At 44.9% G+C, this 13302-nt stretch carries 10 protein-coding genes; all 10 read left to right on the top strand.

Annotated elements, in window-relative coordinates:
- Positions 1-131 precede the first annotated feature (131 nt).
- Positions 132-1829 carry a peptide ABC transporter substrate-binding protein gene (locus D829_RS0102635; protein ID WP_017687285.1) on the top strand — a complete coding sequence of 566 codons (1698 nt, stop codon included), beginning with the start codon at positions 132-134 and terminating at the stop codon, positions 1827-1829.
- 191 nt (positions 1830-2020) lie between these two features.
- Entirely contained in the window at positions 2021-2953 is a 933-nt protein-coding gene (locus D829_RS0102640) for an ABC transporter permease (RefSeq protein ID WP_017687286.1), read from the top strand.
- 2 nt (positions 2954-2955) lie between these two features.
- Complete coding sequence (locus D829_RS0102645; protein WP_017687287.1) at positions 2956-3882, top strand: ABC transporter permease; 927 nt, start codon at positions 2956-2958, stop codon at positions 3880-3882.
- Positions 3883-3899: 17 nt separating this feature from the next.
- Complete coding sequence (locus D829_RS0102650) at positions 3900-5669, top strand: ABC transporter ATP-binding protein (RefSeq protein WP_017687288.1); 1770 nt, start codon at positions 3900-3902, stop codon at positions 5667-5669.
- Between the two features lie 156 nt (positions 5670-5825).
- Positions 5826-7457 (top strand): bacillithiol biosynthesis cysteine-adding enzyme BshC, encoded by a 1632-nt coding sequence (bshC, locus tag D829_RS0102655; RefSeq protein ID WP_017687289.1) that lies wholly within the window; start codon positions 5826-5828, stop codon positions 7455-7457.
- Positions 7458-7502: 45 nt separating this feature from the next.
- The gene (locus tag D829_RS0102660; protein ID WP_017687290.1) at positions 7503-8768 is read left to right on the top strand and encodes an adenosylhomocysteinase; all 1266 of its coding nucleotides are present in this window, start codon (positions 7503-7505) and stop codon (positions 8766-8768) included.
- 273 nt (positions 8769-9041) lie between these two features.
- Positions 9042-9479, top strand: coding sequence for a division/cell wall cluster transcriptional repressor MraZ (gene mraZ / locus D829_RS0102665; RefSeq protein WP_017687291.1), 438 nt, complete (start codon positions 9042-9044; stop codon positions 9477-9479).
- Positions 9480-9497: 18 nt separating this feature from the next.
- Positions 9498-10448, top strand: coding sequence for a 16S rRNA (cytosine(1402)-N(4))-methyltransferase RsmH (gene rsmH, locus D829_RS0102670; protein WP_017687292.1), 951 nt, complete (start codon positions 9498-9500; stop codon positions 10446-10448).
- 27 nt (positions 10449-10475) lie between these two features.
- Positions 10476-10904, top strand: a complete 429-nt coding sequence (locus D829_RS0102675) for a hypothetical protein (protein ID WP_017687293.1) — start codon at positions 10476-10478, stop codon at positions 10902-10904.
- Between the two features lie 12 nt (positions 10905-10916).
- Entirely contained in the window at positions 10917-13250 is a 2334-nt protein-coding gene (locus tag D829_RS0102680; RefSeq protein WP_017687294.1) for a penicillin-binding transpeptidase domain-containing protein, read from the top strand.
- The last annotated feature ends 52 nt before the right edge of the window (positions 13251-13302 follow it).

Here is a 13302-nt window from a genome sequence, read left to right on the forward strand (position 1 = left end):
AAAAAATGTGTCGATTTTGTCGAAAACTGAAAAAAACATTACTTTCTGAAAAAGTAATGTAGATTTTTTTGACCGGTGGTTGTATAATCTATAAACATATAAACCATATCAATTTAGGGGGAACGTGTTAGATGAAAAGGAAAAGTCTATTAGTCCTTTTGACGCTGATTTTGGCGTTCGGTACCGTACTTGCAGCGTGCGGATCGAAAAACGAAGGCACAGGTAACACCGATACTGGTTCTGCAAGCGAAGGAAATGGTCTTGCTAAAGATCAAATCCTGAAAATCAACTTATCAGCTGAGCCTCCTACGTTTGACCCGGCTCAAGCAAAAGACAGCCAAACTAACACAGTTCTGAAATTCTTGTATGAAGGTCTTGTACGTATCGATGCTGATGGTAAAGAAGCTCCAGGTGTTGCTAAAGACTGGACTATCTCCGAAGATGGGTTGAAATATGTTTTCAACCTGAACCCGGAAGCAAAATGGAGCAACGGTGATGCACTTACTGCCGAAGACTTTGTACGTTCTTGGGAACGTGCTTTGAAACCGGAAACAGCTTCTCCTTATGCTTACCAACTTTATTACATTAAAGGTGCAGAAGGATTTAACCGCAGTGTTGACGAAACATATAAAGGTACTAAAATCACTGATTTCTCTCAAGTAGGTGTTAAAGCTACTGATGAGCACACGCTTGAAGTAACGTTGGAAAACCCAACACCTTACTTCTTGGGTCTGACAGCATTCTACACGTACTACCCAGTACATGCATCTGCTGATACAAATGACAAATTCTTCACAGACTACAAAAACATGATCGTTAACGGACCATTTGTAATGGATCAATACGCTAAAGGTCAAAAAATTGTTGTGAAGAAAAACGAAGGCTATCATGCAGCTGCTGACATCAAATTGGCTGAAATTAATATGTCCCTGACAAATAGTAGTGCTTCCGAACTGCAAGCTTACAAATCAGGACAATTGGACTACACTGGTGCACCTAACGGTGAAATTCCATCCGACCAAATTCCTTCTGTAAAAGCGGAATTGCCGGACGAGTTCAAAGCTACTGGTATTGCAAGTACGTACTACTACCAGTTCAACGTAAACGAAGCACCATTTAATAATGCTAAAATCCGTAAAGCATTTGCAATGTCCATTAACCGTCAGCTGATTGTTGACAAAGTAACACAAGGTGGACAAATTCCAGCATTCGGCTTTGTACCTCCAGGTATCCGTGGTGAAAACGGTGAATTCCGTGATGAGCACAAAGACGATTACTTCACTGAAAATGTGGACGAAGCTAAAAAATTGCTTGCTGAAGGTATGAAGGAAGAAGGCTACACAACACTGCCAGCAGTGACTTTGATCTACAACACAAGTGACGGTCACGCGAAAATCGCTTTGGCGGTTGCTGACATGTGGAAACAAAATCTTGGTGTTGATGTGAAAACAGAAAACCAAGAGTGGAAGGTCTTCCTAGATAACCGTCAAAAACAAAACTTCCAAGTTGCTCGTGCGGGCTGGTCTGCTGATTACAACGATCCGTTCAACTTCTTGGAAATGTGGAAAACTGGAAATACAAACAATGACTCCAAGTTTAGCAACGCACAGTATGATAAAGACCTCGAAGATACTGTAAAAACAACTGATGTTGCTGCACGTATGAGTGCTTTTGCTGACGCAGAGAAAGTTCTGATTCAAGATGAAATGGGCGTTATGCCAATCTATTACTACACTAACGTATCTTTGACTAAGCCTTACCTGAAAGGTGTACAACTTGATTTCAGTGGAGCTATTGACTACACTCGTGCATATCTGGAAGAGAAATAAGTTGTTCTGAAGTCTAATATGATTACTTCGGGATATATATGTGGAATTCCATATATATCCCGATTTTTTTTGTATGTGCACCGATTTTCCTTATAATTCTTGAAATTTCCGATAAATGGATTGGACTTTATTTTGGTCTAATTCTACAATCGATTTGTATACAAAATATTGTTTGTGGAGGTGTGCAAGGGTTGGTTAAGTACGTATTGAAAAAACTACTATTTATGCTGCTATCTCTTTTCATACTCGCATCAGCTACATTTTTCCTGATGAAGGCCATTCCGGGTGATCCTTTTACATCCGAAAAAAGAGTATCACCTGAAATTCGGGCCCTTCTTGAGGTGAAATATGGTCTGGACAAGCCGATGTATGAACAATACCTGAAGTATATGGGTGGTATTTTAAAGGGAGACTTCGGGGTTTCAATGAACTACCTTAATCAAAGCGTGTCTGACATGATTGTCCAGACTTTCACCGCTTCGCTGAAGCTTGGAATCTTTGCGATCATTATCTCCATTATTGTTGGTGTGTTGCTGGGTCTTCTGGCAGCGGTTTACCATCGCAAATTGCTTGATGATGTCACGATGGTCTTTGCCGTTATAGGTATTGCTGTTCCGAGCTTCTTGCTTGCGTCACTATTGCAGTATCTCTTTGCTACTAAATTAGGCTGGTTTAACGTTATGGGCTTTGATGGTCCTTTGGATTACGTTCTTCCGGTTGCAGCGTTATCTGCATCTCCGATTGCTTTTATCGCTCGTTTGACGCGTTCGAGCATGCTTGAAGTCTTACATGCAGATTATATCAAAACAGCTAAAGCCAAAGGTTTGAAATGGCCTGCAATTATGTTTAAACACGTTGTAAGAAACGGTATTCTACCAGTAGTAACTTATGTTGGTCCAATGACAGCGAATATCATCACAGGTTCCGTTGTAATTGAACAGATCTTTAACATCGGTGGAATTGGTAAAGTATTCGTAGAGAGTATCACAAACCGTGATTACACTATGATCATGGGGATTACGATTTTCTATGGTATCATCCTGATGTTGGCTCGTTTCTTTACGGATATCGCTTACGTGCTGATTGATCCTAGAATTAAGCTGGAAAGCCGGAAGGGGGCATAACGTTGTCTGGCACGAATAATAAAAAGAATGAAACGGCGAACACGAACCTGACTAGTCAGGCAGCGGTTAAACCGCAAGAAAGTGTATCCCTTTTTAAAGATGCCATGTACAGACTAGCAACCAATAAGGCTGCAATGATCAGTCTGAGTGTGTTGGTTCTTGTCGTGATTTTCTCTTTGATTGGTCCAACTTCTTTGTTTACAAGTTATAATTATTATTCCAATGATTTGTTGAATGCCAATGCAGCACCGAGTGCGGAGCACTGGTTCGGTACGGACGAGCTTGGTCGTGACGTGTGGGTAAGAACTTGGGTAGGAGCACGTGTATCCCTTACTGTAGGTTTGGCCGCAGCCTTGATTGACCTTGTTATCGGGGTTATTTATGGAGCGATCATGGGTTTCTACGGTGGACGTGTAGATGGAATTATGAACAAGTTTTCCGAAATCCTCTACTCCTTGCCGTACATGCTTGTTGTAATTTTGTTGCTGGTTGTACTGGAACCAAGTCTGACAACGATTATCATTGCCCTCACCATCACAGGCTGGATCAGCATGTCATGGATTGTGCGTGGTGAAATTATGCAACTCAAAAACAGAGACTTTATTCTTGCCGCAAGGTCCATGGGAGCAAGCACAGGGCGTCAATTGTTCCGTCATTTGTTGCCCAATGCAATAGGACCGATTCTTGTAACATTGACGTTGTCCATTCCAAATGCAATCTTTGCCGAAGCGTTCCTGAGCTTCCTTGGATTAGGTGTATCTGCACCAAGATCTTCACTTGGTTCTATGATCAATGATGCACTTACCGGTTGGACGCTATTCCCGTGGCGGATGTGGTTCCCAGCAGGTTTGATGGTTCTTACAATGCTTGCATTTAACTTGCTCGGAGACGGTCTGCGTGACGCACTCGATCCGAAATTACGTAAATAGAAATAGGAGGTGGGATTATGGAGCCGATTTTAACAGTCAAAGACCTGAGTGTGTCGTTCTCAACACGTTCTGGTGAATTTGATGCCGTTAAAAATGTGAGTTTTGAAATTGGCAAAGGAGAGACGCTGGGGATCGTAGGTGAATCGGGTAGTGGTAAGAGTGTTACCGCCCAAACCATCATGAAATTGATTCCCTCCCCGCCTTCGAAGGTCAAAAGCGGAGAAATTACTTTTCACGGGCAAGACCTGCTGAATAAGACAGACAAACAAATGGAAGCGATTCGTGGTAAAGATATCGGCATGATCTTCCAAGATCCAATGACTTCATTGAATCCTACCATTAAAATTGGTAAACAAATTACTGAAGTATTGCGCAAGCATCAGAACATGTCCAAACAAGCGGCGAATAAAGCGGCTTTGGAGATGCTGGAACTTGTAGGTATTAAAAATGCGGCTATTCGCATGAATCATTATCCTCACCAATTCTCTGGTGGTATGCGTCAGCGTGCCATGATTGCGATCGCGCTTGCATGTCGTCCATCCCTTCTGATTGCGGATGAGCCGACAACTGCACTTGACGTTACAATTCAGGCTCAAATTCTGGATGTCATGAAAGACATGCAGCAAAAACTTGGAACATCGATCATGCTGATTACGCATGACCTTGGTGTCGTAGCGGGTATGTGTGACCGTGTTGTTGTTATGAAGGAAGGCGAAGTTGTTGAAACAGGAACAACTGCAGAAATATTTAGTAACCCTCAACATCCATACACGATTAAATTGCTGAATGCCTTGCCTCGTCTGGACGAGCCCAAAAAGGAAAAACCAGCTCCAGCTGGGATTATCAAAGGCAGCAATAAGCCTCTGGTACAAGTGAAAAACTTGAAACAGTACTTTAATTTGGGTAAAGGTAACATTCTCAAAGCGGTCAATGACGTAAGCTTTGATATCTTTGAAGGTGAAACACTTGGCGTTGTAGGCGAGTCTGGCTGTGGTAAATCCACAACAGGTCGTACCATTCTGCGTCTTTATGAGCCAACTGGCGGAAATGTTAACTTCAACGGAACGGATATCTACAAGTTGTCCCCGCGTAAAATGAAAGAAATGCGTAAAGATATGCAGATGATTTTCCAAGATCCATATGCATCTCTTAACCCGCGTTTCAATGTTATGGATATTATCGGGGAGTCCCTCGATATTCATGGTCTGGCTTCCAGCTCTAAAGAGCGCAAGAGACGAGTGGAGGAATTGCTTGATCTGGTAGGTTTGAATCCAAGTCATGCTCTTCGTTATCCACATGAATTCTCCGGTGGTCAAAGACAACGGATCGGAATTGCGCGTGCACTTGCTGTAGACCCTAAATTCATCATCTGTGATGAGCCATTGTCTGCACTGGATGTATCTATTCAGGCGCAGGTCGTAAAATTGCTTGAAGAACTTCAGCAACGTCTCGGCTTGACATACCTGTTTATTGCGCATGACTTGTCAATGGTTAAACATATCAGTGACCGTGTAGCTGTAATGTACATGGGTAAAGTGGTTGAGCTCGCAGAAAGTGAAGAACTATATGCGAACCCTGTCCACCCTTACACCAAAACATTGCTTTCCGCGATCCCTGTACCTGATCCGGAAGTGGAAGCGAACAAACGTCGCATCTTGCTGCCAGAAGAGCATATGAGCCCGATTCAGAATGGATCTGGCGGTCCTGCAAATGATCCGTACAACCTGGAAAATTCTCAATTGATTGAGGTTTCCAAAGGTCACTGGGTTGCAGAACCTTACGTATAATAGGAATATTAAAGCGATATGCTATTATTGATGTATTAAATGCCGCCGACTCTTCGGCGGTTTTTTTCGTATTTTAATCACTTTCTTTTGACGAAGCGGCCTTGAATTCGGTACAATCAAGAAAGGCTCTTTGAAGCAGAATAGGAGGCAGACCTCATGAACGGTATTACCGAGGCACTCCGCAGCGGATCAAAACTTGCAGAAGATTATATCTGTTCAAGAGATGCTGCGCGTGGCCTTTACGAGTATGACATTCGCTGGGAATCAGGACTTCAGGCGCGTGCCGAGTGGCTGGACCAATCGGAAAACACACGTATTGATCGTCGTGATCTGGCAGAGTATTTACGTATATATAATAAGCGGGTGAACGACCATGGAGAGGTTCATGCGTCCATCACACGTATTGCAGAACAAGATGCACTAGTGGTTATAGGAGGACAGCAGAGCGGTCTGCTCACCGGACCACTGTTCGTCATATACAAAGCCGCCAGCGTAGTGGCAGCTGCGCGTGAAGCGGAAGAAAGACTTCAACGCCCGGTAGTCCCAGTATTTTGGATTGCCGGTGAAGACCATGACTGGGATGAGGTTAACCACACCTATCTACCTGATCATCAGGGAGACGTGAAGAAGGTTAAGTTACAAGGACGATTCGCAGGAAGGGATTCTGTGAGTAATGTTCATGTGGACTCGCAGCAGTGGATGAATGTACTCGAACAGGTGGAACATCTTTTACCTGATACGATACATAAACCAGGACTGATGAAATGCATCACAGAGATCCATCAATCCAGTTCAAATCTGAGTGATGCATTTGCCCGCATGATATCTGCTTTGTTTGCCAGCAGTGGACTTGTTCTAATGGATGCATCGGATCCAGATTTACGCAGGTTGGAACAGCCCGTGTTTGAGCGGTTGATACGAAAAAATGAAGTGCTGCGCAGCGCATACACACAAGGTGCTTCGCTGGTACAACAAGCTGGGTATGCTATGCCTGCCGAAGTAGCGGAGGATGGAGCCAATCTGTTCTACATTCATGAAGGTACGCGTCTGCTCTTGTTATTGAAGGATGGCTTATATGGTGACCGCAAAGGCTTGGTTTCTTTCACAGAGGAGCGTCTGCTGCAGGAACTGGAGGAACATCCGGAGCGTTTCAGTAACAACGTATTGACTAGGCCATTAATGCAGGATTCTGTTCTGCCTGTAGCCGCTGTTATTTTGGGGCAAGGTGAAATTGCATATTGGGGACTGACTCGGGAAGCATTCCGTCAGTTCGGACTGCAAATGCCCATTTTGTTGCCGCGGTTGTCCTTCACTATTATGGAAGATATTCATCACAAACATATGAAACAATATGGACTTTCTTTTCAGGATGTTCAATATCATATGGAAGACAAGAAGGAAAGGTGGCTCGCACAGCAGGAGACGTTCCAGGTAGATGAACAGTTTGACAAGGTTCAGGAAGCGTTTCTTGATCTGTACGGACCGTTGTTAGATGAGATCGCGGAGATTCATCCGGGGCTGGAACGAATTGGCGATACCAATTTGAGTAAAATTAACGAGCAAATGCAGTATCTGAAACAGCAGACTCACAAAGCTATCGAAGATAAACATAATGTGAGTCTAAGGCACTGGAACGGCATTCAGAACTCCTTATTCCCAACGGGCAAACCACAGGAACGAGTACATAATGCACTCTTTTACCTGAATCGTTATGGCACCGTGTGGATCGATGAACTGATTAAGGCCTCAAGTGAATTCCTTGGAGAGCACAAGGTTATTGCACTATAGAGCTCTTTATATATAAAAGAAACACAAAAACGAGGAGGATATGAAATGACTACACCTGCATTGCAAAACAGTATTGTTAAAGATATGGGACTCGCTTCAGAGGGTCACCTGAAAATTGATTGGGTAGAAGCGCATATGCCGGTATTAAACCGCATTCGTCGCCAGTTCGAACAGGATCTGCCCTTCAAAGGTTTGAAGGTTGCCATTTGTCTTCATCTGGAGGCGAAAACAGCTTACTTGGCAAAAGTGATCAAAGCGGGTGGGGCAGAAGTAACAATTACGCATAGCAATCCATTGTCTACACAAGATGATGTTTGCGCAGCATTGGTGGAAGACGGCGTTACGGTGTATGCGAAGTACAATCCGGAGCCTGCGGAATTCAAATCACTGCAACTGCGTGCGCTTGAGGTGAAGCCTGATCTCATTATTGATGATGGTGGAGACTTTGCAACCATTATTGCATCCGAGCGCCCTGACCTCGCAGCAACAATTCGCGGAGGAGCAGAAGAAACGACAACGGGTATTATTCGTTTGAAAGCATTGGCGAAAGAAGGCCAATTGAAGTTTCCGATGGTTGCGGTTAATGACGCATACTGCAAGTATCTGTTTGACAATCGCTACGGTACTGGACAATCTGCATTCGACGGGATTATTCGTACAACTAACTTGGTTATCGCTGGTAAAAACGTAGTGGTAGCAGGTTATGGCTGGTGTGGTAAGGGTGTAGCGATGCGCGCCAAAGGTCTTGGTGCGAATGTGATCGTAACCGAGATTGATCCAATCAAAGCGGTAGAAGCGCACATGGATGGGTTCCGGGTCATGACGATGGTGGAAGCCGCCAAATTGGGCGATTTCTTTATCGCAGTTACAGGCAATAAGGATGTTATCACAGGGGAGCATTACGATGTGATGAAGAATGGAGCGATCCTGAGTAATGCGGGTCACTTTGATGTTGAAGTGAATAAACCTGAACTGGCTAAACGTTCAGAATCGATTCGCACAGTTCGCCGTAACATTGAGGAATATCGTTTCAAAGATGGTCGTAAAATGTACCTTCTTGCAGAAGGTCGTCTTGTGAACCTGGGTGCAGCAGATGGTCACCCTGCCGAAATTATGGATACGACGTTTGCTCTGCAGGCGCTTGGTCTACGTTATGTGAGTGAGAATTATGAAAACTTGGGTAAAAACGTTGTTAATGTACCTTATGATATTGACCAGCAGGTTGCCAGCTATAAACTTGAAAGCCTGAATATTGGCATCGACTCCTTGTCAGCTGAGCAAGAGAAATACCTGGATAGCTGGAAATTTTAAGCACTATCCAATAATTACAAGCTGATGAAATGGTTCAATAGGTATAGAATGGTTTATTGATGATATGGCTCATGTGCGGGTAGACATACGATTGCCCGTTTAAGGGAAGCGTCTTTGATCCTGAGTGACAGGATCAAGGACGTTTTTTTATGCTGAAAAATTAAAAAATCAAGTCATGCAAGAAGGGTTTTGATTTTTTTGTGCGAATCTATTATGCTTAGGTGGTGGAAAGTGGGGCAAAGTGGGAGAAACGGGTGAGGAGTGAGTGGGCCAATGTTTATGGGGGAGTTCCAACATAGCATTGATGATAAGGGTCGGGTTATCATTCCGGCTAAATTCCGCGAATCTCTGGGACCGTCTTTCGTTGTCACACGGGGTTTGGACCAGTGTCTTTTCGTGTACCCCATGGAGGAGTGGGGGGTCATGGAACAGAAGCTCAAAGCACTGCCATTGATGAAATCTGATGCACGTGCGTTTACCCGGTTTTTTTTCTCGGGTGCAACCGAATGTGAACTGGACAAACAGGGCAGGGTAAATCTGCCGGGCAATTTAAGAGAGTATGCCAAGCTGGACAAGGATTGTGTTGTTCTTGGCGTGTCGAACCGGGTGGAGATTTGGAGCAAAGGCATATGGGAGAGTTATTTCAATCAATCCGAAGAAGCATTCAACGACATTGCCGAAAAGCTGGTCGATTTTAATTTTGATTTATAAAGTCAGGAGGGGTGCAGGTTGTTTCACCACATAACCGTACTCAAAGAAGAGGCAACAGAGGGATTAAACATCAAGCAGGACGGTATATACGTGGACTGCACTTTAGGCGGTGGCGGACATAGCTCCGTGATTGCTTCCAAGCTCGGTCCAGGGGGACGTCTGATCGCACTTGATCAGGATGATTGGGCTTTGGATAATGCTCGCGAGAAGCTCGCAGCTTATGGAGAACGTGTAACATTGGTGAAAACCAATTTTCGAGATCTGGAACAGGTACTCAAGGATCTGGATGTACCAATGAAGGATGGTGCACCACAGGTCGACGGTATTTTGTACGACTTGGGTGTGTCATCTCCGCAATTTGATGAAGGAGAACGTGGATTCAGCTACAATCACGATGCTCCGCTCGATATGCGAATGGACCAGGATGCAATGCTGACGGCCAAAGAGATTGTGAATGAATGGCCAGAAGAAGAGATTGCTCGAATTTTGTATCGCTATGGTGAAGAGAAGTTTTCGAGAAGAATTGCCCGTGTTATCGTCGGAAAACGAGCGCAGTCTACCATTGAGACGACAGGTGAACTCGTGGAACTGATCAAGGAAGGCATCCCGGCGGCAGCTCGCCGTACTGGTGGACATCCTGCCAAACGCAGCTTCCAGGCATTACGGATTGCCGTCAACGATGAGTTGGGTGCGTTTGAAGAAGGTTTGCATCAGGCTGTTCGTTGTCTGGCACCAGGAGGACGTGTATCTGTTATTACCTTCCACTCCCTTGAGGATCGGATATGTAAACAGATTTTAAGCAGTTATCTGGAAAAATGCACATGTCCACCCGACTTTCCGTTGTGTGTATGCGGGGGCAAGGGGTCCCTGCGTTTAATTAACAGAAAACCGCTGATTCCAACGGAAACGGAATTGTCCGAAAATTCACGTGCACGTTCAGCCAAGCTGCGCGTAGCCGAGAAATTGTAGATCAAGAGTGGAGGAGAGAATCGGAGTATGGCATATACACGTGGTAATCTCGCTGTAAAAGAAAAAGCGTCCCAGGAACGTGTGACCCAGCAACGATACAAAGAAACCACCAAAGTGGTGACCCGTCGTACGGGTCTTCCGGCACGCGAGAAGATTTTGTATCTGATTACCCTGGTTGCAGTGATCCTTGTTGGAGGAGCCTTGATGTCTCGTTATGCTCATATCTATGATCTGAACAAGCAGGCACAGTCCACTATTTCGGAAGTCAAGGGGTTTGAGAAGACGATTGCAGACCTGCAAGTGGAAAAAGAAACATTGAACAACCAAGTCATCGCAAATGCAAAACAACTTGGGTACGTTGAAGCTTCCGGTAAGGATGTCATTTTTGTACCTCGCTCAACAAGTACGAAATCAACAGGTACTGAATCCTCCTCGAATACAGCAAGCAGTAAGTAAAGAGGTGTTCCGATGATAAAAAGAATAAAGATGCGCACGTTGCTCATAGGGGGATGTATCACCCTCTTTTTTCTTGTACTCGTAACCCGAATCTTTTTCATTCAAGTAGTGAATGGCGGTGTATGGCAGGAACGGGCAGCCGGTTTGGTAGAGCGGGAACAGACGATTAAGGCTGCACGTGGAACGATTACGGACCGAAATGGTAACATTTTGGCTACCGATGCGCCTGCGTATACGGTTTCCGTTAATCCGTTATTAATTAATGAACTCGGAATTCAGGATGTTGTTACGGAGAAGCTCTCTACCCTTCTTGGGAAAAATGAGAGTGAGATGCGTGCTCTGGTCACAGCCAAAAATGCAAAGGGCAAGTTTTTTCAGCAGCGTGAAGTACGCAGTGAAGGATATAAGATAAGTCCTGAGCTTGCGGAAAAAGTCAACGAACTGCGTGAGGAATTACAAGAAGAGTACAAGGCTCGTAATGCCATTGTCATGGCTCAAGAATCGAAGCGGTTTTACCCTGAAGAAACACTTGCTTCTCATCTCTTGGGATATATGAGCCGTGATGGGAAAGCTGTCAATGGACTTGAAGTCTCATATGATGAAGCACTGACAGGTACAGATGGATATCTGAATTATCAGAAGGATGCCAAAGGCATTAAACTTCCGGATTCACAGGATAACTATCTACCACCTCAGAACGGTAAGAACCTTACGCTGACCATCGATGATACGATCCAGTTCTACATTGAGGATGCAATGAAAGAAGCCGTTGCCAAGTATAATCCACTGAGCATGACGGTCATTGCTGCAGACCCAAACACGATGGAGATTCTAGGGATGGCGAACTGGCCAACCTTTAACCCGAATACGTATGGGAGTACACCTGATCAAAAGAATTTTATCAACCATGCTACGCAATCCATCTATGAGCCAGGTAGTACATTCAAAATAGTTACGCTAGCAGGGGCTGTTGAAGAAAAACTCTTTGATCCCAATGCAAGTTTTGAATCCAAACGCATGTATATCGGTGGTTTCCCGATTAGTGATAATGGTCATTCCTATGGTTGGATCTCGTATCTCGAAGGTGTCAAGCGGTCAAGTAACATTGCTTTTGTTAACTTGGGTTACAACATGCTTGGCGGCGAACGTCTGCGTCATTACATAGACGAATTCGGCTTCGGCAAAAAGACGGGTATTGATCTGCCAAATGAGGCAGCGTCCCCGATCAAGCCACTGGTTTACAAATCCGAGATTGCTACCGCAGCCTACGGTCACGGTCTTGTACAGGTAACACCAATTCAACAGGTCGCAGCGATCTCAGCGATTGCCAATGGTGGCAAGTTGCTTGAGCCGCATCTGGTGAAGGAGATCAAGAACCCGAATGACGGGACAACGGAAGTGATCAAACCCAAAGTTGTTCGTCAGGTGATTTCCAAGGAATCTTCCAAACTGGTGAGCGGTTATCTGGAACAAGTGGTTGCAGACCAAACGATTGGTACCGGTCGTAATGCTTATATCGAGGGTTACCGTGTAGCTGGTAAGACAGGTACGGCAAGAAAGGTTGTTAACGGAGCATACAGCAAGTCCAAAGACGTTGTATCGTTTATTGGATTCGCACCCGTGAATAATCCGAAGATTGCTATACTTGTTGTCATTGACCAACCGGATGGAACCAACATTGGGGGAGGAACCGCAGCTGCCCCGGTGTTCAAAAAGATTGTCAGCCAGACTCTTCAATACATGGGAATACCCAAAGATACAGCCAAAACTACTGACAAAAAGTCAAAAGAAGTCTCTGTCGTGCAAGCCAAGGCGCCTGACTTGAGTGGCAAGACAGCCAAACAGGCCAGAAGCCAGCTTCTAAGCGCAGGTATTGCTTATGTGACTCTTGGTCAAGGTGATAATGTAATTCGGCAGTATCCGGTTGCTGGCGCTTCTATGAATCCTGGCCAACGAATCTATCTGCTAACGGAAGAAAGCAGCAAGATGAAGATTCCCGATCTAACAGGTGAATCTCTCCGGGATGCCCTTGAAGTACTCTCTCTCATGAAAGTGGGGGTTACGGTCAAGGGCGAGGGTTATGTCGTGAAGCAAACCGAGCAGGTTGCAGGTGAGCAGAGAACCGTACAGTTGAACTTGCAAACTGCCAAAGCTGCAGTGACAGGTATAGCCGATGAGGCTCCAATCTCTTCTGATCCGTCGTCAGAAGCTGAGGTGAAGGAACAAGAGGCTTCGGGCGGAGAAGGTAAAACCGAAGGAACAGACGAAACAGATAACAATAAGGCTCCTTCCAATGAATCCCAATCCTCTGATAATCCAGCAACAAACGGGGCTTCTCTTCCATAGGGAGCTCTGACAGCTTGTTCTAACCCCCGGTTGTCCTGAATATTCATGAATG

The sequence above is a fragment of the Paenibacillus sp. PAMC 26794 genome (assembly GCF_000316035.1).
Taxonomy (GTDB): domain Bacteria; phylum Bacillota; class Bacilli; order Paenibacillales; family Paenibacillaceae; genus Paenibacillus.

What these genes read in the sequence shown, in the direction of transcription:
- mraZ (WP_017687291.1), top strand. Translation starts at nt 9,042, where the DNA reads ATGTTTATGGGGGAGTTCCAACATAGCATTGATGATAAGGGTCGGGTT.
- D829_RS0102680 (WP_017687294.1), top strand. Translation starts at nt 10,917, where the DNA reads ATGATAAAAAGAATAAAGATGCGCACGTTGCTCATAGGGGGATGTATC.
- D829_RS0102660 (WP_017687290.1), top strand. Translation starts at nt 7,503, where the DNA reads ATGACTACACCTGCATTGCAAAACAGTATTGTTAAAGATATGGGACTC.
- D829_RS0102635 (WP_017687285.1), top strand. Translation starts at nt 132, where the DNA reads ATGAAAAGGAAAAGTCTATTAGTCCTTTTGACGCTGATTTTGGCGTTC.
- D829_RS0102650 (WP_017687288.1), top strand. Translation starts at nt 3,900, where the DNA reads ATGGAGCCGATTTTAACAGTCAAAGACCTGAGTGTGTCGTTCTCAACA.
- D829_RS0102675 (WP_017687293.1), top strand. Translation starts at nt 10,476, where the DNA reads ATGGCATATACACGTGGTAATCTCGCTGTAAAAGAAAAAGCGTCCCAG.
- bshC (WP_017687289.1), top strand. Translation starts at nt 5,826, where the DNA reads ATGAACGGTATTACCGAGGCACTCCGCAGCGGATCAAAACTTGCAGAA.